This is a genomic window from Sphingobium phenoxybenzoativorans (assembly GCF_018286635.1).
GTDB classification, from domain to species: domain Bacteria; phylum Pseudomonadota; class Alphaproteobacteria; order Sphingomonadales; family Sphingomonadaceae; genus Sphingobium; species Sphingobium phenoxybenzoativorans.
The window spans coordinates 1,687,846-1,713,480 of the sequence record NZ_CP073910.1 but is presented as its reverse complement, the minus strand read 5'-3'; the positions used below and the strand labels follow the sequence as shown (position 1 = coordinate 1,713,480).

Sequence of the window (25,635 nt, the reverse complement as noted above, 5' to 3'; positions counted from 1 at the left end):
CATTGTATTTTCGGGTAAACGGCACTGCATCGGCCGGACGCGTCCCACCTCCGTTGGGGCTGAGCCTGTCGAAGCCCTGCCTCTTCTGAAAGTTCAGGGCACCCCTCAACGCTAACACGCGACGTACGCGCGTGGCAGCAGGGCGCAACCTCCCCCCGCCCCTAATCCAGACTCGCCAGCAATTCCCGGCTGAACGGCCGCAAATCCGCCTGCCGTCCTGCACGCACCAGGTTCGCCCAGTCGGGGTTGGCGATCATCGCCCGGCCAACGGCGATCATGTCAAACTCGCCATCGGCGATCAGCCGCGCGACGGTGTCGACATCCTTTGATCGGGGCGCGCTATTGGCGATGCCGCCCGCATCCTCGGTCATGCCCTCCTTGAAATCCATCTCCAGCGTCACCGATCCCACCGCAATCACCGGCACGCCGGTCAGCTTTCGCGCCCATCCGGCCAGCGTCATCGGATCGCCGGCGAACCCAGGCTCCCAGAAGCGCCGGGTGGAACAATGAAAGGCGTCGACTCCGGCATGCGCCAGCGGCTTGAGAATGGCCCCCAGTTCATCCGGCGTCTCCGCCAGCCGCGCCGCATAGTCGAAGCTTTTCCATTGCGAGAAGCGCAGGATGAAGGGGAAGTCGCTTCCTCCCGCCGCCTTGCACGCCTTGATCAGTTCGACGACAAAGCGGGTGCGGTCCGCGGCAATGCCATACCCATCCGTCCGCCGGTTAGTGCGCGGCCATAGAAACTGGTCGGGCAGATAGCCATGCGCGCCGTGGACCTCAACACCATCAAAGCCCGCATCCCGCGCCGCGCGTGTGGCGCGCGCGAAATCGGCGATGGTGTCGGCAATGCCTTTCTCGTCAAGCGCGTCGCCGCCCATTTCTCCAGTGCCCAGCAGGCCGGACGGACCGACGCGGCGGGGCTTCTGCTTGACGGTCGAGGGGTTCACCTCGGTCGGCGAGTCCTGCACTCCCACATGCCAGAGCTGCGGCACGATCTTCCCGCCCGCACCATGCACGGCGTCCGCGATCGCGGCCGACGCCTTGATCGTCTCATCCCGGAAGAATAGCGGGATCGGCCCATCATGCGCGCCCGCTGCATTTATGGCCATGCCCTCGGTGATAATGAGTCCGGTGCCGCCTTCCGCGCGCCTGCAGTAATAATCGACCACATCGCCGCCGGGCACTCCTTCGGGCGAGAATTCGCGGGTCATGGGCGCCATGGCGATGCGGTTTGGCACCTCCATCGATCCGATACGTACAGGCTGAAACAATATATCGGACATCAGGCAATCCTTTCTGAAACTTTGGCTCGCGCCCATTGCGCGCCCTCCGGTGACGCCACCCAGCGCAGCGCATTGCCAAGCAGCAGGCGGTAATTGGCGTCCCCATAGGTCGCCGCGCTGTCGCCGGGTTGCAGGTAGACGAGCGGACTGTTGCCTGCCGCCTTCGCCCAGCCGAGCAGCGGATTAAGCGCAGGCCGCACCCAGGGCGCCTCCGCCTCTCCAACCCCACGCACTGCATGCAGGGCGGAATTGAACCGCGCCGGATCAATGGGCGTGTCCAGATAGAGCAGCGGCTCAACACCCGGCTGGTCATGGATTTCGCCCAGATACAGCTCATCCGTCAGGTCGAACCGCTCCAGCACTCCGGCCAGTACGGGGTGATCGCTTTCCGCCCTGCGCGCCGTGTAGCTGACATCGCCCAGATAGCCGGACTCAGGCCGGTCGCGCCCCATGATCTGCGTCGGTTTGTAGAGGAATATGCCGCCCAGCATCTCGTTATAGAGCGGCCAAGCAGGCCAACCCGCAATCGCATGATGCATCATCACCATGCCCTTGCCCTGCTCCAGCAGCGCCTGGAATCCCGCCTTGAACGCCGGTTCCGGCTCCATGAAATGCGGCCGCTCGGCGGCCGGCGCGCGAAAGTCCAGTCCCGGCATGTCATAGAAAAGGATGGCATCGTATCGCGCCATCGCATCGGGGTTCAGCAACGCGGCGGCGGCGGGCTGGTCGACCATCGTCGGCTCCATGCCCATGCCAACGACCATTGCCTCAAATGCGTTGCGGTCGAAGGGGTGCCCCTTCACCACGACGAAAATCTCCAGGCGTTTCTTCTTCGCTTCGGCCATCGGCTGGGTCCTTATCTGCTGCCTGATTTCGCGCTTGGCCCGGCCTCATCGACATAGTCGGAGGCCTTCGCATAATAGCTGGCGTCGAGGCGGCATGCGCTGAGGCCCGCATCCAGCGTCAGCACCTGTCCCGTGATGTTGCGCCCGTCGGCGCTGGCCAGATAGGCGAAGGCGCCCGCCACATCGTCCGCCTCCATCACACGGCGCAGCGGATTGCGGGCAGCGCTCGCCTTGCGCATCTCCTCCTCGCCGCCATAGGCCAGCGCGGTCATCCTGCTCGGCGCATTGCCCGGCGCGACGGCGTTTACGCGAATGCCAGACCCCGCCAGTTCGGACGCCACCGATGTCGTCAGGCCGATCACGCCATGCTTTGCCGCAGTATAGGCATGCGGCCCCAGCGGTGCGATCCCGGCGACGCTTGATGTGGACAGGATGCACCCATCGCCCTGCCCCTTCATCACCCGCCCGGCATGCTTCATGCCGTAGAAGACGCTGCTCATCAGGATGGCGATGGTGCGGTTCCAAGCATCATCGGAAATCTCCGTGATGCTGCCGATCGCCCCCAATTGTCCGGCATTGTTGATCATGCAGTCCAGACGGCCATGCCGGTCGACGGCCAGATCGACCAGAGCGGCAACGTCAGCTTCATCGGTGACGTCGCAGCGCCGGAAATCCGCGCCCAGTTCGGCGGCCAGCGCTTGCCCCTGCTCCTCCTGAATGTCCCCCAGGATCAGCTTCGCTCCACCGGCCGAGAAACGCCGCGCCGTCGCTTCGCCGATTCCGCTGGCGGCTCCAGTGATGACTGTCACCAATCCCTCAACCCCCGCCATCAGCGCGCCTCCACCGGCGCAGGCAACCGCGTCGATCCGCCGTCCGCCAGCCATCCGCCGTCGGCCACCAGTTCCGCGCCAGTCACAAAGCTCGCATCATCGCTGGCCAGAAACACCACGCACGCGGCGATTTCCTGCGCGGTGCCCATCCGTCCGACCGGCTGCAGCAGGTCCATGGACGCCCGCGCCGCGTCCCTGTCCTCCGCGCCCGACAGGCGCGGCTCATGGATCGGCGTATCGATCGCGCCGGGATGCAGGGAGTTGCAGCGGATGCCCCGATATTCCGTCGCGCACCGGACAGCGACCGATTTGGTGAGCAGCCTGACGCCACCCTTCGTCGCATTATAGCCCGGCGCCTGCGCCATGCCGATCATGCCCGCCATCGACGACATGTTGATGATCGACCCGGATGGGCCGCCCGGATTGTCGCGCATGGCGCGCACCCCATGCTTGCACCCCAGCATCGTGCCGGTCAGGTTGATGCCGATCATCCGGTTCCAATCCTCAAGCGAGGCGTCCTCGATAGGCTGGCGAAAGGTGATCCCGGCATTATTGACCAGCACGTCCAGCCGCCCATAGCGCTCCAGCGTGGCGGCGATTGCCGCTATCCACTGATCCTCGTCGGCGACATCATGCTGCAGGCAGAGGGCCGCGTCGGATTGCTCCTCATCCTGGGGCGCGATGTCCGTCGACACCACGAACGCGCCTTCATCCGCCATGCGCGTGACACAGGCCGCGCCGATGCCGGATGCGCCTCCGGTCACCAGAACGACCTTTCCGTTCAGCCGCCCGCCGTCCAACAATCCGCTCACGATCCACTCCTGCCACGCCGACTCTCACGGCCGGCGGGGAGGAGCCTAGCGGATCATTTTTTTAAGGCAAGTGCCTGATTAAAATTCCCGCCGGAGGACATGGCCTCATGCAGCGTCGTTGCGGTCCAGTTCCTCGATCAATTCACGTTGCAGGCGGAATTTCTGAATCTTCGACGTCGACATCGGCCATTGGGTGACCGGCCGCACATGACGGGGGATCTTGAAGCTGGCGAGCTTGCCCTTGCAATGCTGGATCAATTCATGCTCGGTCGCGCTCTGCCCGTCGACAAACTCGACGAATGCGGCCGGCACCTCGACATAGCGATTGTCGGGTATGCCGACGACCTGCGCCAGCTTCACCGCCGGGTGGCTTTGCAGCATCGCCTCGATCTCGGCCGCCGCGACATTCTCGCCACCGACCTTCAACATATCCTTGGTGCGGCCGTGGAACATCACCTGCCCGTCGGCGTCGATCGACCCGATGTCGCCTGTGTGGAACCAGCCGTCGCGAATGACCTCCGCGGTCTTTTCCGGCGCATTATAATAACCGCGCAGCATGTTGGGGCCGCGAATGACGATCTCGCCCCGCGCGTCGACGCCGACATCCTCGCCCGTTTCCGTGTCGACGATCCGGATTTCCCATTCGTCGAGCGCGACGCCGCAACGGCCGGTGCGCTGTTCGAACGTATTGGTCAGCCGGCTGGTCGACACCGTGCCCGCGCCTTCGGTCAGGCCATAGGTGCCGACCTGGGTGGTGTGTGGCATGGCCGCTGTCACCGCCTCCTTGATCCAGGGCGGCTGCACGGCGAAGTTGGAATTCATCACGCGCAGGCTGGACAGGTCCGTATCCTTGAAGGTCGGATGCGTGATCAGGTCCTGCATGATCGTCACGAAACTGGGATAGGCGATCGTCGCCTTTTCCCGGCCCAGCATCTCCAGCGCCACGCCCGCGTCAAAATGCGGCACGGTCATATAGGCGCCGCCCTTGTCCAGGATCATGGTCATCGGCAGGATGCCCGCAATGTGGAAGATCGGTAGCGGAGACCAGACCCGGTCCTGCGCGGTCACTTCATAACGGATGCCCAGATTGCGGCTGTTGCCCACCTGCCCACGGTGGCTGATCAGCGCACCCTTGGGATTGGCGGTGGTGCCGGACGTGTAGAGGATCATCGCGATATCCTCCTTGTCCACGGCGTCGATCCGGGCGTCGACGGCCTCATCGGCCACGTCCCGGCCCAAAGCCAGCGCCTGCGCCGCTTCCATCAGATAGGCGGGCGCTGGCGGATCGAGGCAGATGATCGACCGCAGCATCGGCGCTTCGTCCAGGCTGAGCGCGGACGCATCCTTCTGATCCTTCAGCGACGGCAGGGCAGCGACAAGGCGCTCGCCGAAATCCAGGCTGTCCGCCACCCGGCCCGTGGTGACGAGCAGGACGAGATCGGCGTCCCGCACCAGGAAATTCAGTTCGCTCGCCTGATATCGCGCATTGACCGGCACGGCGATGCCGCCAGCCATTTCGATGCCGTAGAATATCTCGATGAAATCCGGGCGAGTGGTCAGCAATATGCCCACATTCTGTCCCGGCTGAATGCCCATGGCGATGAAGGTCTTGGCCCAGGCGCGGGCCGATTCGTTGAGGTCGCGATAGCTGAGCTGACGGTCGGGGAAGATCAGCGCCGGCGACTGCGCATATAGCGCGGCGGACCTCCGCAACATCGCGCCCATCGTATAAATCGGTTCCGTCACCGCCATTACTCTCTCCCGGTATGCACTGCCAAAGCCGCGCCCGATGCCGCTATTGGCCTATTATCCTCCGGCCACCGGCGCACTTCGAGGGCGAAGCTTATCACCGGCGCTATAAAAAACAATCTTTCATGTCTTTTTTATCTCGCATCATGCGCCGCCTGCGCTATCAGGCGAGCAACAGCGCCAGCGGGCGCAGCATGAGGAGAGTCGGCATGGGCAAGCTAAATGGCAAGGTCGCCGTCGTCATTGGGGCGGCGGGTAAGGATAATATGGGCCAGACCATCGCCCGCCGGCTGGCGTCGGAAGGCGCGAAACTGGTCATCGCCGGGCGGGACACGGACTCGGTCGCCGGCTTCGCGCAGGAACTGGACGGGATCGGCGTCGCTTGCGACATCACCAATGAAGCGGACCTCGCGGCGCTCGCGCAGGCGGCGGTGGATCATTTCGGTGGTCTGGACATCGCTCTCAACGCCACTGGCTGGGGCCTGCTCAAGCCCTTCCTGGAGACGACCAAGGAAGATATTGAGAAGATCACCGCCCTGCAATTCACCGGCGCGATCCTCTTTTATCAGGCGATGCTGCGCGCCATGCGCGACGGCGGATCGCTGATCCAGATTTCGTCGGCGACCGCCTCCATCATGCTGGAGGATCATGCCGCCTATATGGGCACCAAGGCCGGGGCGGATCATGTCATCCGCTGCGTCGCCAATGAATTCGGCCATCGCGGCATCCGCGCCAACTCGATCGCGCCGGGCTTCACCGTCACGCCGATGACGGCAAAGGCCGCGAAGAATCAGGCGATCATTGACGCTTTCTCACGCGAATATCCCCTTGGCCGCGTGGGCACGAGCGACGATATTGCCGAGGCGGCTGTATGGCTGGCGTCCGACGAATGCTTCATGAGCGGCCAGGTATTGCAGGTGAATGGCGGCCTCACCCTGCGCCGCAACCCGACCAATGCGGAAATCGGCGCCGCGGTAAAGGCCGCCCGCGCCGCGCAGGCGGGCTGACAGACTGACGGGGCGCACATCACCCCGATCCGCCACGCCTCCGACCCAATCCGTCACCCCGGGCTTGACCCGGGGTCCCGCTGCCTTTGGCTTCGGCCAACCACAAGAGTAAAGCGGGACCCCGGCTCAAGGCCGGGGTGACGAAGGTTTGTTATGCCCCACTGGCATCCGGCAACGGCGCTTAAGCCAAATTCCTGTCCTACGCTCCGCCATCCATGCTTTGCTGCTCGCATGGAACAGCTCGCGATGCGCAACACCGACAACCCGGCGAACACCCGGCAACGGCCTGGTGCGGGCGCAGCAGCGACTTGCGGGAACTTCAACTGCGACCTGATCGAGACTTAGATGAGACTCGACCGCGACCTACATGCGACGCAAGTGAGACGCACATGCGACGCAGATGGGACTCAAGTGAGACGTAGGTGCGACGTAAGTGAGACGCATGTGAGACGTAAGTGCGACGCACATGAGACCAACATGAGACGCAGGTGCGACGCAGGTGAGACCAACATGAGACGCAGGTACGACGCAGGTGAGACCAACATGCGACTTTTGTGCGACCTACATGCGACTTCCGGGCCAAAATGCGTCACAACCCGCAACTTCCGCAACTTCGTAGGATTTTCCCTTCCTACGCCCCGCCCATATGCCGGGCTGTCACCGCCCGCGTCGCGTCCATCGACCGGCGCGCGCGTTCGAATGCGCTTACCCCCTCCTTCTTCGCCCGATATTGGGGAATCTCCGCCTCGATGATGATCTCGCCGGACAGCGGCGACAGGATGGCGTCCAGCGGGAAAGCCCCCTGCCCCGGCAGCGCCCGCTCCTTGATCGCCTCGCCCCACATCTGGTCGGGATCGATCTGCAGCGGCCCGTCGGAAAGCTGCACGATCGACACCAGATCGGCATTTTCCGCGATGGAATCCACATGGGCGCCGTTGCGCATCAGGTGGAGCACGTCGAGCACCAGCGTCCCACATCCGGCGTCCCGCACGATTGCTGCGGCCGTGCGCAGGTCCTTCACTGCGGAGAAGGCATGAAACTCCAACCCCGGCACCACGCCATATTGCGCCGCCAGCGCGCAGAATCGCCGGAAGCGATCGACCGCGACATCATGATCCTCGACATTGTGCAGGTGAGTCGTCGCCCGCTTCGCCCCGATCATCTGCCCGACTTCAAGGCCATCGATCAGGTGGGCATAGTCGCCATCATCCTCCAGCCCAAAGACCTCCAGATTTCCGACAGTTACGCCTGTGCCCGCCAAAGCTTCAAGGAACGCGCCGACATCTTTACGCTCCAGCAAGGGATAAAGCCCCTTTGCTTCCTCCGGAACATAGGTGAAAATCGTGACATGACTGGCCTGAAGCTCTCCCGCGATCTTCACCAGCGCGACGGGCGGGGTCTCCAGGGCATTGAGCGGATGCAACGAAAAGCGCGGCTGGATCATCTGGCATCTCCTCAATAAAAGACATTCATGATTGTTTTTATCTGCCGCTATGCTAATAGGCGTCAATCAGGAGTGGCACAATGGAATTGAACGCATTCTCGGTTGGGCAGGTCAATGAGACCATGGAATTTGAGCGCTCACGCAAGGCGCCGCCCGAAACTTTCCCGGCCCTGCCCGACATTCCCGGCGTGCGTTATGTCGACAAGGAATTTCTGGCGCTGGAAAAGGAGCGCATGTGGGGCCGCGCCTGGCTTTATGCCGGCCATGTCGATCAGTTGCCCAACAAGGGTAGCTGGTTCCTTACCCGCAATACCGGTTCGCCCATCCTTGTCGTGCGCGATATGCAGGGTGAGGTCCGCGCATTTTACAACACTTGCCAGCATCGCGGCGCGCCGCTTGTAACGGAGGATGCAGGCGAATCCCGCGGCTTCGTCTGCGGCTATCATGGCTGGAGCTACACGCTCGACGGCAAGCTGACGGCTGTGCGCGACAAGCGCGATTTCGTCGATCTGGACTTCTCCTGCCGTTCGCTCGTCTCTGTGCGCTGTGAGCTTCTGGGCAGCCTGATCTTCCTCAATGAGGACGCTGACGCGCAGCCGCTGATGGAGCATCTCGGCCCCATGGCCAGGGAGCTGGAGCAATACCGGCTTGAGGATCTGCGCATGGTGGATTCGCGCAGCTATGATGTCGGCTGCAATGTGAAGATCCTGCTCGACGCTTTCCTTGAAGTGTATCACATCAAGTCGATCCACCAGCACACAGTGGACCGTTTCCTCGATCATCGCGGCATGTTCGTGACGCTCTGGCCCAATGGCCACAGCCGCATGCTGACGCCCAACCGCCGCCCCGACTGGAAAGATCCGGGCACGCTCGGCATGCCGAAGATTCCGACGATTACGGAAGTCCCGGCGAACAATAATGTGAGTTATCACATCTATCCCAATTTCGTGATGCCCGCATCCGACAGCGGCATTCCGCTGCTGCAGTTCTGGCCGACGTCGGATACCACCTGCCGCGTCGTTTCGAGCTGGATCGCGCCGGACTATGACCCGGAGGCGGGCAATACATTATGGTATACCCGCATCAGCAACTGGGAACGCATTCTCTACGAGGATCTGCAGTTCGCCCCGCAGATTCAGGAATCGCTGGAGAGCAAAGGCTTCCGGGGTATGCCGCTCAATTATCAGGAGCGCCGAATCTATCACTGGCATGAGGAACTGGATCGCCGCATCGGTCTCAATCAGGTACCGCCGGAAGCGCGGGTTGAGCAGGTGCTGCATGATCAGGTCGTGCGTGACTGACGGGGAAGCAGTCGCTTTCCCGTCTGCCACCTGACACAGTCCGCTATCTGGCATAGGGCGTCATGGCCGACAGTGAGCAATATGCAAACGACCCCGCCGTCGAACACGAGATGCTATTCGCGTTCGAGGAGGTGGGAACGGACCATTTCCGTGCAGCGCCGATCCCCAGCCGCCTGCTCCGCCTTTATGGCGGCCAGGTGGTGGGGCAAGCGGTGGCGGCGATTCAAAAGACCGCATTGCCCGATCGCGCAATCAATAGCTGCCACGCCTATTTCGTCCGGCCAGGCAGCATCGACCGGCCGATAGATTTCATCGTCAGCCGCGATCGCGACGGCCGCAGTTTCTCCGCCCGTCGCGTTGTGGTCGAACAGGATGGTCAGGTCATCTTCACCATGTCCGCCTTCCTCCATACGCAGGAGGCAGGCGCGCGGCATCAGTTCCCCATGCCCGACGTGCCCGGTCCCGACGGATTGCGGCCGATGAGCGATTATATTGTGGAAATCGGCGACGCCCTGCCGCGGAAACATTGGCCATTCTGGCGGCGTGAGCATCTGTTTGAATGGCGGCCGGTGGAGCGGTTCCGGGTGTTCAACGACGCGCCGGAATCAAGCGTCAGGCACGTCTGGTTCCGCTTCAGGGGGAAACTGGGCGACGATCCGGCGGAGCATCAGCGCTTCTTTGCCTATGTGTCGGACCTGCATATTCTTCACGCGGGCCTTGTTCCCCTGGGCGTGGGATGGGCCGATGATCATCTGCAAACGGCCAGTCTCGATCATGCAATCTGGTTTCATGACTCGTTTCGCGTCGACGAATGGCTGCTCTATGCTTTGGACAGCCCGGCCGCGGCGGGCTCCCGCACCCTGGGCCGTGGCGCGGTCTATACGGCGGACGGCCGCCTGGTCGCTTCGGTTGCGCAGGAAGGGTTGATCCGTATTCTGGCAACGCCGCGCGGCGACATATTGTAACGCATGGAAAAGAGAACAGCTTTTGACTGAGGCAGCCCCTTTCGTTCCCGTAAAACCCTACCGGACTTTTGAGGACCTGACGGTCGGCGAATATCGCAAGTCGCGTGAGAGGCTGGTTACGCAGGAGCAGATTCTCGCCTTCGCCCGCGACTATGACCCGCAATGGTTCCACAGCGATCCGGAACTCGCCAAAGGATCCGTGTTCGGCGAACTGGTCGCCAGCGGCATCCATGTGCTCGCCATGTGGCGGCAGCTCGATCATGAGATAAATTCGGACATCGATTTCGTCTGCGGGATCGGCTGGGACGAACTCCGCCTGCGCCGTGCAATCCGCGCCGGAGACGTTATTCACGTAACGTCGGAGATTATAGAGCTTCGTCCATCGGAAACCCGGACAGACCGGGGCACGGCGCTGACCCGCTACGCAGTCGTGACGCAAACCGGTGAGGAGGCAGTGACCTTCACCAGCATCAATCTGGTCTACACCCGCTCCGGCCGGGAAAGGGCGGCGGTCAACGCATCGGCTTCCTCATAAGCGCGCTGCATTGCGGCCTCGACTTCCTCCGCCATCCCATAAGTCGGCCGGACATCGACAGTCCTAATATCGGTCACGCCGATGAAGTTCAGCCAGGTCCGCATGAAAGCCATCTGATGATCCAATGCCGCCATCGGTCCGTCCGGCCGAATGTCCAGCGCGCCGGACCCGACCAGGATTGCCGTGCGCCCGGAAGCAAGGCCAGTCACGCCCGTCTGATCAACCGTAAAAGTCATGCCCGGATGGGTTATCAGATCGACATAATGTTTCAGCGGATAGGGAATGCCGAAATTCCACATCGGCACGCTGAACAACCAGGCGTCGAAGGAGAGGAAATGGTCGATCCGCGCACGGATCGCTTCCCATTGCGCAGCAACCTCCGGAGAAACCGCCTCCCCGGCGATCAGCGCATAACGCCCTTCCATCACCGCCCCGTCAAAGGGCGGCAGATCCGCATCGAACAGGTTCAGCGTCTCAACCGTATCCGGCGCGATCCGGTCGATCAGCCACCGGGCGACGGCTGAAGACCGGGATCGCGAGCCGCGCGGGCTTGCCTCGACATGGAGCAGCCGGGCGAACCCACTCATCTTATCGCCGCTGGTCGAAGCGGCGGCCGAGCATGGCGCCGGCAATATTGACCTTCTGGATGTCGATCGCGCCGCCAGCGATGCCCCAGCCCCAGCTATCGCGCAATCGGCGCTCCATCGGGAACTCCTTGGAGTAGCCGTAGGCGCCCATCAACTGCATGGCGTCGCCCGTTACCTCGCGGGAGATTGTGTTGGCGAAGCATTTCCCGGTGGAACTGTTGAGTACGGACGGAAGGCCATCCTGCGCGTTGGCGGCGGCGCGCCAGATCAGCAGGCGAGCGGCTTCGCACTTCATGTGCATCTCGGCGAGTTTTATCTGCACCGCCTGGAACTCCGCAATCGGCTTGCCGAACTGCTTGCGCTCCTGGACATAGGCCGACACATCCTCAAGCGCGCCGGACGCCTGCCCCAGCGACATGGTGGCGTTGCCGCACCGCTCCAGATCGAACGCCTCCATCAGCTTTTTGAAGCCGCCTGCGGGCACGATGATATTGTCGACCGGCACTTCACAATCGTCGAAGTTGAGATCCGACGATGGCACGCCGCGGAAACCCATTAGCTGCTCATTGGGACCGAAGCTGAGACCCGGCCGGTCCTTTTCCACCAGCACCGCGCCGATCGCCTTCGCGCCCGGATCGTCGGACAGGCGACAATATACGACATAGGCGTCCGCATGACCGCCACCGGAACACCAGCGCTTGGTGCCGTTGATGACCACCTTGTCGCCTTTTATGACGCCTTTGGTCTTGAGGTCGGTGAGCGCGCTGCCAGCGTCCGGTTCGGACATCGACACCGCAACAACCATGTCGCCGCTACAAACTGCGGGAACGATCCGTTTCTTCAGGCTCTCCGACGCGAAATATTCGATGGCGCGCACCGGCCCGACAGAGGATTCGAAGATCGGGAAAGCCACGGCCGAAGAAATCTTGGCGAATTCCTCCAGCACGATCAGCGCCTCGATATTGCCCAGCCCAAGCCCGCCGAGGTCGGACGACACGTTGATGCCAAGGAAGCCCATCTCGGCATAGCGCTTCACCAGTTCATGACTTGGCGGCTTGTTGTCGCGCTCAAGCTCGGCAGCGATGGCGGACAATTCGGCGCGAGCAAAGTCGCGGGCCGCTGCGCGCAGTTCTTCCTGATCCGGGGTCAACGAGAAATTCACTTCTTCCTCCCTTTGAGCGCATTGCTGTGGGTGCAGAGCGCCACGATAAGTCTAGAGCAGTTCCGGGTGCTCGATCAGATTGGCCAGCGCCGCCATGAAACGTCCACCATCAGCGCCGTCGATGGCGCGATGATCGCAAGACAGTGACAGATGGAACACCGGCACAATGCGAAACGCGCCTTCATCATCGATCGGTTCCGGCCGCGCCGTGCCGACCGCGAGGATCGCGCCCTGTGGCGGATTGATGATTGCGTCGAACTGCTCCACGCCGAACCCACCCAGATTGGACAGCGAGAAACTGCCGCCAGTGAATTCTTCCGGTTTCAGCTTGCCCGACTTTGCCCGCTGGGCAAGGCCAGCCATGACGGCGGAAATATCGACGACGCTCCGGTTGTCAGCACCGGTCACGATCGGCGTGACCAGACCCTTTTCCGTTGCGACAGCGACGGAAATGTCCGCGCCATCGAACTCATGGATGTCGTTCCCATGCACCTGAATATTGACCTGCGGCACTTCCATCAGGGCAAGCGCACACGCCTTGATCAGATAGTCGTTGACGCTCGGCCGCTGTCCCTGAACCGCGGAGCGCAGTGCAAGCAGGCGATCGGCGCGCACCCTGCGTCGCACATAGAAATGCGGAATGGTGCTCTTCGCCTCGGTCAGACGTCGCGCAATTGTGCGGCGCATGGATGACATCGGCTTTATCGTCACGCCGGCAGCGGGAACTGCCGCAGGCGTTGCAACGGGCGCAGGCTGGGGCGCTGGCGTGGCTGGGGCTGGGGCTGGGGCTGGCGCGGAGGGCGCAACGCGCGCCAGCACATCAACCTTGCGAATACGGCCGCGAGGACCGGAACCTTCGACTCCCGCCAGTGGCACATTATGCATAACGGACAACCGCTTCGCCATCGGCGTGGCGTAAGCGCCCAGATCAGGCGTCAGCGCGTAGGCGCCGACCAACCCGGCAGAGGCTTCGGGCCTCGCTGCCTGATCAACATCCTGCGCCGTGATGCGTCCGCCCCTGCCCGATCCGATGAGGTTCGCGACGTCCACGCCCGCTTCAAGCGCGCGACTGCGCGCCACTGGGCTGATCAGCATATCATCCGGAATCGACACTGGAGCGGGTGGAGCAACCGGCGCGGGGGCAGATGCTGGCGCATCGTCCTTCTCGCCAAAACTGGTATCGGCCTGCTTGAACGTGCCGATGATTGCATCGATTTCGGCCGCGCTGGCCTCACCGCCATCACTGAGCACGGCAAGCAAAGCGCCGACTGCGTATGTCCCGCCCGCTTCCGCCAATATCCGCACAAAGCGGCCGGCTGCTTCCGCCTCCACTTCATTGGTGATCTTGTCGGTCTCGATCAGCGCAAGCACCGTCCCCTTCTCGAATGGCGCATTCTCTGCAACCATCCATTCAGCGATCGTGCCTTCGCTCATCTCAATGCCCCATTTGGGCATGGTGAACAGTTTCAGACTGGCCATCGCGCTACCCCTCAGCGAAACGCGAGGACTTGGCGAACCGCGTCCTCGATCTTCTGCGGCGAAGGAACCCACGCCCGCTCCAGTTCGCGCGCAAACGGAATGGGGGAATGCGGGCCGGTGATCATCGCGGGAGGAGCCTTCAGGCTGGTGAAGGCCTTCGACGCGACGATAGCGGAAATGTCGGCAGCCAGGCTGCAGCGCGGCGGGCTTTCATCCACCACGACCAGGCGGCCTGTCGCCTCAACGGAATCCAATATCGCTTCTTCATCCAGCGGGCTGGTGGTGCGCAAATCGATAAGGTCGACGCCGATTCCATCAGCCGCCAGCTTGTCGGCGGCCTTCTCGCCAAAACCGACCATGCGGCCGCACGTGACGACCGTGACGTCGCCCCCCTCGCGCACCATGCGCGCCTCGCCGAAACGCTGGCGATATTCGCCATCGGGCACTTCGCCTTTCACGCCGTAGAGTGCCTTATGTTCGAAGAACATCACCGGATCGTCGCCGCGCAGCGCTTCGGTCAGCAAGCCCTTGGCATCGGCCGGCGTCGCGGGAAGCACTACCTTCAGGCCCGGCATCGACGTCAGCATCGCATAGACCGACTGGCTGTGCTGCGCCGCAGCGTTCATGCCCGCGCCGTAGATCAGGCGAACCACCGCCGGGCATTTCGTCTTGCCGCCGAACATGTAGCGGAACTTCGCCATCTGGTTCCAAAGCTGGTCCAGGCTGACGCCCACGAAATCCGCGAACATCAGTTCCGCGACCGGGCGCTTGCCAGCCAGCGCCGCACCCGCCGCAGCGCCGATGATGGCGCTTTCGGAAATCGGCGTATCGATCACGCGGTCCGCGCCGAACTTGGCGTACAGCCCCGGCGTTGTGCCCCAGATGCCGCCAATGGCCTCCTGCCCGCCGGCCGTTCCCGCGCCGCCAACCACATCTTCTCCAAGCACGATAATATTGGAATCGCGCTCCATCTCATCCATCAGCGTCTTGTTGATCGCCTCGCGGATATTCATGATTGCCATGTGTCCGCTTCCTCTCAATATTCGACGTAAACATCTTCGGCGACATGCGCCGGATCGGGCGGCGGGGCGGCGCGCGCCTCGCTCACCGCTTCCTCGATAAGCTGCGCCACCTCCGCATCGACGTCATCGAGCAGCTTCAGGTCCAGCAGCTTCGCCTCGCTCACCTTCGCGCGGAACGCCTTCAGGCAGTCGCGCTCCTCCCAGAGCCGTTCGAGTTCGCCTTTCCCCCGATAACGCTGCGGATCGCCCTCGAAATGGCCATAGAAACGCTCTGTATCCAGTTCGATCGCCGCCGGTCCGTTACCAGCGCGGACATAGTCCAGCAATTCGCGCATCGTCTCATAGGTGTCGAAATAATCGCAGCCGTTCGCGCGCCACGCCTTCATGCCAAACGCTTCCGCGCGGCTGGCGATGTCCTTGTTCGTGCCCACGGCGTAATCGACGCCGGTATGCTCCGAATAATGGTTGTTCTCGAACACGAAAATCGCGGGTGCCTTGACCACCACGGCCAGATTCATCGCCTCAAATGTCGTGCCCTGATTACACGCGCCGTCGCCGGAGAAGGCGATGGCAACCTTGCCCTTACCGTCCAGCTTCGCCGCGATCGCAGCGCCCACTGCCTGCGGCGCGCCCGCGCCGACGATGCCGTTCGCGCCCAGCATGCCGACCGAGAGATCCGCAATATGCATGGAGCCGCCGCGCCCTTTGCAAAGACCGTCGCGACGTCCGTAAATCTCCTTCATCATGCCTTTCACATCGCATCCCTTGGCGATGCAATGCCCGTGGCCACGATGGGTGGAGACGATAAGATCTTCGGTATCCAAGTGGTCACACACGCCGACGGCGGCCGCTTCCTGACCGCAATAAAGGTGCGTGAAGCCGGCGATCTCGCCGGTCTTGATCTCATCATGCAGGCGCTCTTCAAACTTACGGATGATGGCCATCCGCCGGTAAGCGCCCACAAGATCGTCTCTGGAAAGCTGCATGAACCCGCCTCTCCTCAAAAATTCTCATTCGCCGCCGACATTCAGATGTCGTCCGGCCCCTTGCCATCCGGTCCGTAGATGAAATCGTCGATCACCTTATGGAAATGCCGGATGCGCAACTCCTGGTCGCCGATCCACAAGCCCGGAAAGGCGTCCGAATGCATGCCCTTCTGCACTGTCGGCAGGTTGAAGGCGTCCTGATCGAGCACCTGGCCGATGCTCTTGTCGCCATGCTTGAAGCGCTTGTGTTTTGGCCGCTCCGGCCATTCCTCGCCATCCGGCACCAGTTCGAACATCCAGATGTCGTAGAACATCTTGTTTGGATCGGTCGGGTGCGGCCGCTGGCGGAACATCATGATGTCGTCGGCGTGGACGTTCATCGAGACATTTGGGAAGATCGAATAGTGATAGTCGTCGGTAAGCTGATCGTCATTCAGCTCCGAATAGTCCTTGCCCTGCGCCTTGCCATGCTTGCGTTTGAATATCTGGACGTCGCGGCGGATGTCGCTGACGCGGCCTTCATATTCGGCGGGGTCCATGCCCGCCTTGACCATGATCTCATAAATGGCCGGGGGAATGGCCGAAGGCATCGCCACGCGCGCGCTGATCGTCGCGAATGGAACAAGGTACCGGCTGTGCCGCTCATAGACGTCGATCTGGGCGTTGGTGTCGTCCAGATACCATTGGAGCTGTGGGTGAATGCCCTGCACATGGTAGACTTCGCTGAAGGCATCGACACTAGCCTTCCAGTTGCAGTCCCACTCCACCGTGATATCCCGCGTCCAGGCCATCCGATCCATATGATAGGGACCCAGATGCTCCTGCATCGGTGAGAGATAGTCGGCGAGCGGCCCGACATCCTTGTTGAGCGAGAACCAGACGAAACTGCCCCATTCCTCGCATGGATAACTTGGCAGTGCGGCGCCCGGCGGGCAGCCCTGCGGAAAGGTGTCGAGGTCCGGAATACGAGTGATCGAACCCTGAAGGTCATAGGTCCAGTGATGATACATGCACTGGAAATGCTCGGCATTGCCCAGCCCTTCCGGGCGCAGCTTGTTGCCGCGATGCAGGCACACGTTCGGGAAGGCGCGGACAGACCCGTCCAACTGGCGGACGATCAGCACGGACTCCTTGCCGATCTCCGTGCAGATATAGTCGCCCGGCTCCTTGATATCGTCAGACCGGCCGCCAAGCAGCCAGACTTTCGACCAGATCCGGTCCCACTCCAGCTTCATGAACGCTTCGCCATAATAGCGTTCGGCCGGAATGACGTCATATCCCAGGTCCGGGTCCTCCTCCTTGTGGGTGGGGGTCCCGTTTGGCCAATCCTGCGGATTGACCCGGATGATGTCGACCTTGCGTTTTACGTCCATCGCCGTTTTCCGCTTCGTGCGGACCTCTCGCTAGAAATCAGAAATGGGTGCGGTTGGTGAAGCCGCCGTCGACGACCAGATGCGAACCGTTGCACCAGCTTGCTGCCGGACTGGCGAGGAACACGATGCAGCGGGCCACTTCTTCCGGCGTGCCAAGGCGGCCGGTCGGCTGCTGGCGCAATTGGGAATTGTAGAATTTCTCCATCGTGCCCTTGATCATGTCCCAGTTGCCGCCCTCGAACTCGATGGGGCCTGGCGACACGACATTGACCCGAATGCCGTTCTTTCCGTGGAACAGGGCGAGCTGCTTGCCATAGGTCAGAAGCGAGGCTTTCATGGCGTTGTAAGCCTGCGGGCCGCCCATCGCCTCACCCGTGGATGTGGTGGCGATAAGGATGATCGAACCGGACTGCTTTTCGGTCATGGTCGGGATCACCGCCTCAACCGCGCGCACCGGTCCCATTACGTCCACTTCGAAAGCGTTGGACCAATATTTCTCGCTGCCCATGCCGCCGCCGGCCGAGGTGATCGGGATCATGATGTCGCATCCGCCCAGATCCTCGACGGCCCATTCCAGCCACGCCTTGTAATCGTCGGCCTTCTTGACGTTGACCGGCTTGCCGATGATGCGGGTGCCATATTTGGAAAGTTCCGCCACTGCGTCCTTCACGCTGTCCTCGGACCGCGCGGTGATCGCGAGGTCACAGCCTTCGCGCGCCAAGATTTCCGCAACCGCCATGCCAATACCGCGCGCCGCGCCGACCAGAATGGCTTTCTTGCCCTGTAGTCCGAGATCCACCTGTCCGCTCCTTAAGTTTCAGGCTTGAAGTTCTTCGGCGCGCGGGAGGCGCAGCAATTGCGCCCCGCCACTCACCTGAATGATTTCGCCGGTCGTGTAGCAATCCGGCGCAGCGAGGTAGGACACGGCAGCAGCCACTTCATGCGGCTCCGTCAGCTTCCCCATGGCCGTCTCGCGGCTGTAAAGCTCCTGGAAGCGCCCGTCGCTCAGGAACACCTCGGTCATCGGCGTGCGCGAAAAGCCCGGCGCGACCGCATTCACCCGGATACCCATCGGGCCGAATTCCAGCGCAGCGACCCGCACGACGTGATCAAGGGCAGCCTTTGCGGCGGAATAGGCGACAAGGCCGAAACCCGGCACCTTCGCCACCACCGATGAAAAGAAGATGATGCTGCCGCCCTTGGGCATGATCGCGCCGAAATGCTTCATCAGCAGAATATTCGCCGTGACATGCATATTGAGCTGCGGCTCGATCTCCTCGCGCGTAATCTTTAGAATACGCCGCCCCTGCGTCGTACCGGCCGCATTCACCAGAATGTCCACCGGGCCAACAGCCCGAACGAGGTCGATGATCGATTGCTCGTCCAGCAGATCGCAAGTGTAGGCGGTCGCCCCCATTTCTGCGGCCAGGACATCCAGCCGCTGCCGGTTGCGCCCCGCCAGAAACACGGCGCAACCATCGGCGGCGAGCCGGCGCGCCGTCGCTTCACCCAAGCCGCCTTCGCTGGACGCGCCAATGACAAGAGCCATTCTTTGAACCATGCCCATTCTTTGAACGAGCTTTGGCCCGATCGCAAGCAAGAAACAAGCATGACTGTTTTTTTATGGCGGAGCGATTAAAAACCCTTCGCGAATGCGGAAATTTTTGCCGCGCCACGCTTGACTTTCCGCACAAAAAACAGTCATGCTTGTTTTTTCATCGGTTCTGTATGGAGATTTTATGGCCCTCGCGTCGGCGCGTTCCGCTTCAGCCACCCGCAGCGCGAAGACGCCATCCGCCAATGGCCCGACTCAGCAATCGCTGAAAAGCGCGCAGACCAGAGCCCGCCTAATCGATGCGACGATTCGATGCATCGTAAAATTCGGCTACGCTAATACGACGACGCCGCAAGTGGCTGCTGAAGCCGGCCTTTCCCGTGGTGCCATGCTGCATCATTTCGAAAACGGCTCCGCGCTCATCAAGGCGACGATTGTCGAGTTACATGAAAAGCGCCTCCGGGCGTTCCGCCGTGCAGCGGAAGTGACCGAGCATGAGCCTGCAACCATGGTGAACACTTATTGGCGGCAGTTGCAAAAGCCCGCCTTCGTGGCCTTCCATGAACTGGCTCTCGCCGCGCGGACCAATGCAGACCTCGCGCGTATCCTGCAGCCGCTGCAGATCGAGTTCCGTCAGAAGTTCAATGCGCAGGCCGTCCAGCTTTTCCCTGAATGGCAGGACGATCCGGTCAGCTTCGAACTCGCCATGACCCTGTCGCAGACGATGATCGAGGGCATGGCCATCAATCTTCTGACCAGCGCCATTGACGAGTCGATGGTTGAACCGATGCTGCGCCTGCTTGAGCAGCAGATACGCCTCATGAAGCCTACAAACCGGGATCAGTCCCGGTGAGTGGCTCCCCAGCGAATGCCGCGGCGCAGCAGTTCGTAGAATATGGGGTAGTTCCAGGCGCAGCGCTGCGGATGCGGCCAGAAGTCCGCAACCGGGCGCAAGTCGTAATGCCCGCGGCAATGACCGAGGGTGAGGTAGAGGATGCCCCCCTTCCCTACCTTGCGTTCATACAGGACCGGCATTTCCGGCGCGTCCCACTCCGCCTCGCGAAATTCGTCGCAACGGCCTGTGAAGCTGGTGTGCATCAGCACATCGATGTCGGCAGTGCGGTGGGTAAGGTACAGTTCGTCCTCGACCCGGAAATCGCGCAGACCGCTCGTCATCTCATGGTCGCTGCGCGTCACAAATACCTTGTACGGCGCAATCGGCGGGTGACCGGCAAAACGCGTGCCCAGCAGTCCGGTAAATTCCGGCGCTTCGTCCGGCGTGTCGACAACACCGTCATCGCCGAAGCGCAGGATCGCATTGGTGCCGTGCAAAGCTAACCAGCGGCCGCCCTGTTCCAGCCAGCCCTTCAGGACTTCGGTCTGTTCAGGCGTGGGGATGAGGTCGCAAGTATAGGTAATCAATAATCCGGCCGCCGCGATGCTGCCGGTATCGGCATAGTCCGAGGAGACGGAGGTACGGATTTCAGGATGTTCAGCCAGCAATTTCAGCAGTTCGAGCCGTGCGAAGTCAATGTCGTGGAATTTCCCTGCGGCCACCAGATGCGCCTTCATGATCGTCCCTCTCTCACGTGTGTACGCGCAAGGGTAAGCGGGAGCTTTATCTTGGCAAGCCGGGAGAATGAGGCATGAGCGGGCGGGGACAAGGCCCGCTTGCGGGCGTGCGCGTGCTCGACCTGACGAGCGTTCTCATGGGTCCCTATGCGACCCAGATCTTCGCTGATCTTGGCGCAGACGTGATCAAGGTGGAGAGCCCGGACGGCGACACCACCCGCTACCTGCCGCCCGGTAACGATCCTGCGCGGGGCGGGATGTTCATGAATGTGAATCGCGGCAAGCGCAGCATCGTGCTCGACCTGAAGCAACCCTCCGCCAAGGAGGCTTTGCTGAAGCTCGCTGAAACCGCGGACGTGTTCATCCATTCGATGCGCGCGCAGGCGATTGGGCGGCTTGGCCTGGACTATCCAGCGCTTCAGGCGGTCAATCCGCGCATCCTTTACGCCAACCTCTACGGCTTCGCCCGGTCCGGCCCCTATCGCGATTACCCCGCCTATGACGATATCGTTCAGGCGGCATCCGGCATCGTTGACCTGCAGGCGCGCCTGTCCAAAGGGGAGCCGACCTACCTCGCAACGGTTGTCGCGGACAAGGTTGCGGGCCTCACCGGAGCATATGCAGTGATGGCTGCGCTCTACGCCCGCGAGCGCACCGGACTAGGCCAGGAAATCGAAGTGCCGATGTTCGAGACGCTGGTATCCTTCGCGACCGTCGAACATCTGTGCGGATCGCTGTTCGTGCCGCCGCTTGGCCCGCCCGAATATCCCCGCGCCACGTCGGAGGCGCGGCGGCCCTATAAGACGGCGGACGGCTATATCGGCGTGATGATCTACAACGACAAGCATTGGCGCGCCTTCTTCCACGCCATCGGCGACCCGGAATGGTCCAAGGACCCGATGTTCGCTTCCATGCGCACCCGCACTCAGAATATCGGGAAGGTGCTTGCGCAGGTCGCTGCGGTGATGGAGCAGCGGACCACAGACGAATGGATGGCCTTACTGCGCGAGGCCCAGATTCCCGCGATGGCCATCGCAAGCCTTACCGACCTGCTGCATGATCCCCATCTGGTGGAAACCGGCTTCTGGCAGGAGCGCGAAACGGAAGAAGGCGTACTGCGCTTCCCCGGCATCCCAACCGGCTTTTCGGCAACGCCCGGCGCGATCGGGGAACCCGGACCAGCGCTTGGCGCTGACAGCCGCGCGATATTGGACGAGGCGGGTTTCGGCAGTGCGGAAATCGATGCGCTGATCGGCACTGGGGCGGTGCGGCTGGCCGAACCGGCCTGAAGGAGAGGATGATGGACGGGATGACGGGCGGGCCGGAAGCGCGATGGCGCGCGGCCCTGGCGGACGGCAGGTTCCTGCTGCAACGCGCAATATCTTCGGGAACCGTGTTTTTCCCTCCGCGCGTCATGGAACCGGGCACCGGAGAAACCGATCTGGAATGGGTCGAAGCTTCGGGTCTTGGCCACATTTATTCGCTGACCTGGGTGTCGCAAAAGCCCCCCGTCCCTCCCTATAATGTGGTGATCGTCCGGCTCGACGAAGGAGCGCAACTCATGAGCCGGATCGAGGGCGCAGACCCCGAAACCCTCCGCATCGGTCAGCGCGTCCGGGCAAAGATCGGCACGCAGGATGATGGCGCGCCTATCCTTCTGTTTGAGCCGGCGGGACACTGAGATGGGTGGCGATTTCCCCCGCGGAAGATCGGCGATTGCCGGCCTTGCGACCTTCGGCGTTGGCGAAGCGCCTGGTTTTTCGTCCATGGAGCTGACGGCGCGCGCGGCGGTCCTGGCTGTGGCGGATGCGGGCCTGCGCATCGACGCCATCGACGCACTCTTTATCTGCCAGCCCGATGATTTCTTCGCGGGCTTGAGCTTCGCCGAATATCTCGGCCTCAGTCCGCGCTTCACTGACAATAACCGCACTGGCGGATCGGCCTTCATGAGCCACGTCATCACTGCGGTCATGATGCTGGAGGCGGGCTATATCGACACCGCCCTTATCGCCTATGGGTCGAACCAGCGCACCAATGGCGGCAAGCTTGCCACTTCGATCAAGCCCAACAGTTGGGATGCGCCGTACCGGCCGCTATTCCCTCTCTCCTCCTATGCGCTGGCAGCGGCGCGCCACATGCATGAATATGGCACCACGCGCGAACAACTGGCGGAGGTGGCGGTCGCGGCCCGCCAGTGGGCGAACACCAACCCGGAGGCCTTTGCCAAAGGCCCTCTCAGCATAGAGGAGTGCCTGGCTTCCCGGATCATCAGTTCGCCAATCTCCGTACGCGACTGCTGCCTGGTGACCGATGGCGCAGCGGCGATCGTGCTCACCCGCACGGATCGCGCTCGTGACATGCCCCGTCCCGCCGTGCCGGTGCTTGGCGCGGCGGCAGCGACATGGTGGAACTCGATCGCCCAGGCGTCGGACGTGACGACGACCGCAGCCGCAGAGTCCGGTCCGCGCGCCTATCATGCCGCGGGCATCGGTCCTGCCGATGTGCAGACGGTGCAGCTCTATGATGCGTTCACGATCAACACCGTTCTTTTCCTTGAGGATCTCGGCTTCTGTCCGAAGGGAGAAGGCGGCCGCTTCGTATCGGGCGGCACGATAGCGCCGGGGGGAACGCTGCCGGTAAATACGAATGGCGGCGGCATGTCCTACTGCCATCCTGGTATGTACGGGCTGTTTGCGATTGTTGAGGCGGCTCGGCAGATCCGTGGCGAGGCGGCGAACCAGTTGGGAAAGATTGACGTTGCGCTTGCTCATGGCAATGGCGGAACCCTGTCCAGTCAGGCAACAGTGATCCTGGGAAGCGCCGACACTCTCTGATCGTCAGGTCATGTAAAATCCGCCATTGATGTCCAGCACGGTGCCGGTGACAAAACCCGCGCCGTCGGACACCAGATATTCCACGCCCGCCGCTATATCGGGGACTGTCAGGATTTCCGTGTGTGGGCGGGCATAATGGGCAAGAAGGAGTCCCACTATGTCCCGACGCAAGGAGCCGGTAATTCCGGCTGATTTACTGGATCAACTTCTGGCTGGCGGCGATGCCACGGCAGCCCTTCAGCAGGGTGGCCTTCTGGATTCGCTGAAGAAGGCGCTGGCCGAACGCGCCCTCAATGCTGAGATGGATCATCATCTTGGGCACGGCGACCAGGCCGGCAACAACCGTAATGGCTATGGCCGCAAGACGGTGGTCACGGACACCGGCAAGATCGAGATCGAGGTACCCCGCGATCGGCAGGGCAGCTTTGATCCGCAACTGATCGCCAAGTACCAGCGCCGGTTCCCCGGCTTCGACGACAAGATCGTGTCGATGTACGCGCGCGGCATGAGCACGCGGGAGATCACCGGGCATCTGCGCGAGCTATACGGCATCGACGTTTCGCCGGACCTCATATCGACCGTCACCGACGCCGTGCTCGAGGAGGTCGCCGCCTGGCAGGCCCGCCCGCTCGATCCGGCCTATCCGCTGGTTTTCTTCGACGCCATTCGGGTCAAGATCCGCGATGAGGGCATGGTCCGCAACAAGGCGATCCACATCGCGCTGGGTGTGCTGGCCGATGGCACCAAGGTCGTTCTGGGCCTGTGGATCGAGCAGAACGAAGGCGCCAAATTCTGGCTGCGCGTCATGAACGAGCTGAAGAACCGTGGCGTCGAGGACATCATGCTGGCCGTTGTCGATGGCCTCAAGGGCTTCCCTGACGCAATCACCGCCGTGTTCCCAGAAGCCGTGGTCCAAACGTGCATCGTCCATCTGCTGCGCAACTCAATGGACTTCGTCTCCTGGAAGGACCGCAAGCCGCTGGCCACGGCACTGAAGGGCATTTACCGCGCCGTCGACGCCAAGGCCGCCGAGGAAGCACTCACGGCCTTCGAGGACAGCGAATGGGGGCGGCGCTACCCTGCAATCGGCCAGAGCTGGCGGCGGGCGTGGAGTGAAGTTATTCCCTTCTTCGCCTTCCCCGACGAGGTCCGCAGGATCGTCTACACCACGAATGCCATTGAGGCCCTGAATGCCCAGCTCCGGCGGGCGGTCAGAGCCAGAGGACACTTTCCCAACGACGAGGCCGCGACCAAGTTGCTCTATCTGATCTTGAACAGATCCGAGAAAGAGTGGAAAATGCCGCCGCGTGAGTGGTCCATGGCCAAGGCCCAGTTCGCCGTCCTGTTCGGCGAACGCTTCATCAAGGCCATGGCGGCGTAATGTTTAACCGCCCGCCCACACACGGAAATCCTGACAGTCCCCTATATCGGCGGCCTCGCCAAACCGCCCGACGGGGAGTTGCTTGAGGTAGGTATCGGTGTCGCCGAAACTGCGGCTCTGCTCCGTATCGATCCGCCCCGGCGCGATGCAGTTGGCAGTGATGCCATGTCCGCCAACCTGCCCCGCCAGGACGCGGGTAAAGCCGATCAAGCCAGCCTTGGTCGCAGCATAATGTGCGCCCGAAAGGAGCGAACGCATCCGTCCGCCCTGCGACGAGAAATTGACGATCCGCCCCCACTTCCTTGCTTTCATCAGCGGCAGGGCATGGCGGCACATGTAGAATGTGCCGGTCAGATTCACCGCGAGAACACGATCCCATTCCTCCAGGGGCACATCCTCGACGAGCTGCGAATATCCGCCATGACTGGGGCTGATCCCCGCATTGTTGATAAGGATATCCAGCCGCCCGAAGCGCTTTTCGACCAAGGCAATGGCCTCTTTCGCAGAAGCATCGGATGCGACATCGCCTTCCAGCGCAGACACGTCCAACCCCTCACCACGCAATGCCTGCTCGGCTTGAGTCAACAGCGCAGCGTCGCGATCGAACAGCGCAACATGATGGCCCAGCGCGCCCAGACGCTGCGCCACGCCATAACCGATGCCCTGCGCCGCCCCAGTCACCAACGCCACGCGCTGTCCCGTCATTTGCATTCTCTCCCATCCGAAGGCGATTTCTATCGTCCTCCCAAGCCTAAAGATGATTATTTTTCAGTCAATCGACTTATTTAATGATCGCGATGCTGTTGCAAATAAAGACATTCTTGTTTGTTTTTTATTTTGGCCTTGCTACTCCTCTTTACAGATAGAAGAAGGAGCGGATTCGCGGGCAGCCGCGACGATCGCCCATGAGAGG

At 62.0% G+C, this 25,635-nt stretch carries 26 protein-coding genes; 9 read left to right on the top strand and 17 right to left on the bottom strand.

What is annotated here, in order from left to right; translation table 11 throughout:
- Positions 1 to 161: 161 nt before the first annotated feature.
- The 5 genes from KFK14_RS08280 to KFK14_RS08260 all read right to left on the bottom strand — a co-directional run bounded on the left by KFK14_RS08280 (position 162) and on the right by KFK14_RS08260 (position 5,522).
- Positions 162 to 1,283 carry an oxidoreductase gene (locus KFK14_RS08280; RefSeq protein WP_212610539.1) on the bottom strand — a complete coding sequence of 374 codons (1,122 nt, stop codon included), beginning with the start codon at positions 1,281 to 1,283 and terminating at the stop codon, positions 162 to 164.
- Positions 1,283 to 2,128 carry a ThuA domain-containing protein gene (locus tag KFK14_RS08275; RefSeq protein WP_212610538.1) on the bottom strand — a complete coding sequence of 282 codons (846 nt, stop codon included), beginning with the start codon at positions 2,126 to 2,128 and terminating at the stop codon, positions 1,283 to 1,285. Before KFK14_RS08275 ends, KFK14_RS08280 begins: the two co-directional genes overlap by 1 nt.
- 11 nt (positions 2,129 to 2,139) lie before the next feature.
- The gene (locus KFK14_RS08270) at positions 2,140 to 3,012 is read right to left on the bottom strand and encodes an SDR family oxidoreductase (RefSeq protein WP_246524969.1); all 873 of its coding nucleotides are present in this window, start codon (positions 3,010 to 3,012) and stop codon (positions 2,140 to 2,142) included.
- Positions 2,958 to 3,770, bottom strand: a complete 813-nt coding sequence (locus tag KFK14_RS08265) for an SDR family oxidoreductase (RefSeq protein WP_246524968.1) — start codon at positions 3,768 to 3,770, stop codon at positions 2,958 to 2,960. The genes KFK14_RS08270 and KFK14_RS08265 overlap by 55 nt, the downstream gene beginning before the upstream one ends.
- A gap of 105 nt (positions 3,771 to 3,875) precedes the next feature.
- Positions 3,876 to 5,522: a class I adenylate-forming enzyme family protein gene (locus KFK14_RS08260; protein WP_212610537.1), complete on the bottom strand. Its 1,647-nt coding sequence runs from the start codon at positions 5,520 to 5,522 to the stop codon at positions 3,876 to 3,878.
- Positions 5,523 to 5,728: 206 nt separating this feature from the next.
- On the opposite strand from KFK14_RS08260, the gene KFK14_RS08255 reads away from it, so the two are divergent.
- Positions 5,729 to 6,526, top strand: a complete 798-nt coding sequence (locus KFK14_RS08255) for an SDR family oxidoreductase (protein ID WP_212610536.1) — start codon at positions 5,729 to 5,731, stop codon at positions 6,524 to 6,526.
- Between the two features lie 631 nt (positions 6,527 to 7,157).
- On the opposite strand, the gene KFK14_RS08250 is transcribed toward KFK14_RS08255, so the two are convergent.
- Positions 7,158 to 7,970, bottom strand: coding sequence for a sugar phosphate isomerase/epimerase family protein (locus KFK14_RS08250; RefSeq protein ID WP_212610535.1), 813 nt, complete (start codon positions 7,968 to 7,970; stop codon positions 7,158 to 7,160).
- 80 nt (positions 7,971 to 8,050) lie between these two features.
- Here KFK14_RS08250 and KFK14_RS08245 point away from each other — a divergent pair, with 80 nt between their 5' ends.
- From KFK14_RS08245 to KFK14_RS08235, 3 genes are all read left to right on the top strand, one after another.
- Positions 8,051 to 9,271 carry an aromatic ring-hydroxylating oxygenase subunit alpha gene (locus KFK14_RS08245; RefSeq protein ID WP_212610534.1) on the top strand — a complete coding sequence of 407 codons (1,221 nt, stop codon included), beginning with the start codon at positions 8,051 to 8,053 and terminating at the stop codon, positions 9,269 to 9,271.
- A 62-nt stretch (positions 9,272 to 9,333) separates the two neighbouring features.
- Positions 9,334 to 10,236, top strand: coding sequence for an acyl-CoA thioesterase (locus KFK14_RS08240; protein WP_212610533.1), 903 nt, complete (start codon positions 9,334 to 9,336; stop codon positions 10,234 to 10,236).
- A 22-nt stretch (positions 10,237 to 10,258) separates the two neighbouring features.
- The gene (locus KFK14_RS08235) at positions 10,259 to 10,771 is read left to right on the top strand and encodes a MaoC/PaaZ C-terminal domain-containing protein (protein ID WP_212610532.1); all 513 of its coding nucleotides are present in this window, start codon (positions 10,259 to 10,261) and stop codon (positions 10,769 to 10,771) included.
- On the opposite strand, the gene KFK14_RS08230 is transcribed toward KFK14_RS08235, so the two are convergent.
- Genes KFK14_RS08230 through KFK14_RS08195 form a run of 8 tightly spaced genes read right to left on the bottom strand, consistent with a single transcriptional unit; the run spans position 10,717 to position 18,929 of the window.
- On the bottom strand, positions 10,717 to 11,358 hold the full coding sequence (locus KFK14_RS08230; RefSeq protein WP_212610531.1) for an FMN-dependent NADH-azoreductase: 642 nt from the start codon (positions 11,356 to 11,358) through the stop codon (positions 10,717 to 10,719). The two genes, KFK14_RS08235 and KFK14_RS08230, sit on opposite strands and share 55 nt — an antisense overlap.
- A 1-nt stretch (position 11,359) precedes the next feature.
- Entirely contained in the window at positions 11,360 to 12,520 is a 1,161-nt protein-coding gene (locus tag KFK14_RS08225) for an acyl-CoA dehydrogenase family protein (RefSeq protein ID WP_212610530.1), read from the bottom strand.
- A gap of 51 nt (positions 12,521 to 12,571) precedes the next feature.
- Complete coding sequence (locus KFK14_RS08220; RefSeq protein ID WP_212610529.1) at positions 12,572 to 13,999, bottom strand: 2-oxo acid dehydrogenase subunit E2; 1,428 nt, start codon at positions 13,997 to 13,999, stop codon at positions 12,572 to 12,574.
- Between the two features lie 11 nt (positions 14,000 to 14,010).
- Positions 14,011 to 15,021 (bottom strand): alpha-ketoacid dehydrogenase subunit beta, encoded by a 1,011-nt coding sequence (locus tag KFK14_RS08215; protein ID WP_212610528.1) that lies wholly within the window; start codon positions 15,019 to 15,021, stop codon positions 14,011 to 14,013.
- A 14-nt stretch (positions 15,022 to 15,035) separates the two neighbouring features.
- The gene (locus KFK14_RS08210) at positions 15,036 to 16,007 is read right to left on the bottom strand and encodes a thiamine pyrophosphate-dependent dehydrogenase E1 component subunit alpha (protein ID WP_212610527.1); all 972 of its coding nucleotides are present in this window, start codon (positions 16,005 to 16,007) and stop codon (positions 15,036 to 15,038) included.
- A 41-nt stretch (positions 16,008 to 16,048) separates the two neighbouring features.
- A complete protein-coding gene (locus KFK14_RS08205) occupies positions 16,049 to 17,380 on the bottom strand; it encodes an aromatic ring-hydroxylating oxygenase subunit alpha (RefSeq protein ID WP_212610526.1) in 1,332 nt (443 codons plus the stop codon).
- Positions 17,381 to 17,417: 37 nt separating this feature from the next.
- Positions 17,418 to 18,179, bottom strand: a complete 762-nt coding sequence (locus KFK14_RS08200) for an SDR family NAD(P)-dependent oxidoreductase (protein WP_070152425.1) — start codon at positions 18,177 to 18,179, stop codon at positions 17,418 to 17,420.
- 18 nt (positions 18,180 to 18,197) lie between these two features.
- Positions 18,198 to 18,929, bottom strand: a complete 732-nt coding sequence (locus tag KFK14_RS08195; RefSeq protein WP_212610525.1) for an SDR family NAD(P)-dependent oxidoreductase — start codon at positions 18,927 to 18,929, stop codon at positions 18,198 to 18,200.
- 190 nt (positions 18,930 to 19,119) lie between these two features.
- Here KFK14_RS08195 and KFK14_RS08190 point away from each other — a divergent pair, with 190 nt between their 5' ends.
- The gene (locus tag KFK14_RS08190) at positions 19,120 to 19,788 is read left to right on the top strand and encodes a TetR/AcrR family transcriptional regulator (RefSeq protein ID WP_070152428.1); all 669 of its coding nucleotides are present in this window, start codon (positions 19,120 to 19,122) and stop codon (positions 19,786 to 19,788) included.
- Here the strand turns inward: KFK14_RS08190 and KFK14_RS08185 are convergent.
- Positions 19,776 to 20,507, bottom strand: a complete 732-nt coding sequence (locus tag KFK14_RS08185; protein ID WP_070152431.1) for a ThuA domain-containing protein — start codon at positions 20,505 to 20,507, stop codon at positions 19,776 to 19,778. The two genes, KFK14_RS08190 and KFK14_RS08185, sit on opposite strands and share 13 nt — an antisense overlap.
- Positions 20,508 to 20,581: 74 nt before the next feature.
- Here KFK14_RS08185 and KFK14_RS08180 point away from each other — a divergent pair, with 74 nt between their 5' ends.
- The 3 genes from KFK14_RS08180 to KFK14_RS08170 are packed head-to-tail and all read left to right on the top strand — an operon-like array spanning position 20,582 to position 23,341.
- Entirely contained in the window at positions 20,582 to 21,796 is a 1,215-nt protein-coding gene (locus KFK14_RS08180; protein WP_212610524.1) for a CaiB/BaiF CoA transferase family protein, read from the top strand.
- Positions 21,797 to 21,804: 8 nt separating this feature from the next.
- Positions 21,805 to 22,188: a Zn-ribbon domain-containing OB-fold protein gene (locus tag KFK14_RS08175; RefSeq protein WP_246524967.1), complete on the top strand. Its 384-nt coding sequence runs from the start codon at positions 21,805 to 21,807 to the stop codon at positions 22,186 to 22,188.
- A gap of 1 nt (position 22,189) precedes the next feature.
- A complete protein-coding gene (locus KFK14_RS08170; protein WP_212610523.1) occupies positions 22,190 to 23,341 on the top strand; it encodes a thiolase in 1,152 nt (383 codons plus the stop codon).
- 3 nt (positions 23,342 to 23,344) lie between these two features.
- On the opposite strand, the gene KFK14_RS08165 is transcribed toward KFK14_RS08170, so the two are convergent.
- Complete coding sequence (locus tag KFK14_RS08165) at positions 23,345 to 23,497, bottom strand: hypothetical protein (RefSeq protein ID WP_212610522.1); 153 nt, start codon at positions 23,495 to 23,497, stop codon at positions 23,345 to 23,347.
- A 1-nt stretch (position 23,498) separates the two neighbouring features.
- Between KFK14_RS08165 and KFK14_RS08160 the strand changes: the two genes are divergently transcribed.
- Positions 23,499 to 24,722 (top strand): IS256 family transposase, encoded by a 1,224-nt coding sequence (locus KFK14_RS08160; protein WP_066768497.1) that lies wholly within the window; start codon positions 23,499 to 23,501, stop codon positions 24,720 to 24,722.
- Positions 24,723 to 24,725: 3 nt separating this feature from the next.
- Here the strand turns inward: KFK14_RS08160 and KFK14_RS08155 are convergent, their stop codons facing one another.
- Positions 24,726 to 25,427, bottom strand: coding sequence for an SDR family NAD(P)-dependent oxidoreductase (locus tag KFK14_RS08155; RefSeq protein WP_212610521.1), 702 nt, complete (start codon positions 25,425 to 25,427; stop codon positions 24,726 to 24,728).
- Positions 25,428 to 25,635: the final 208 nt, after the last annotated feature.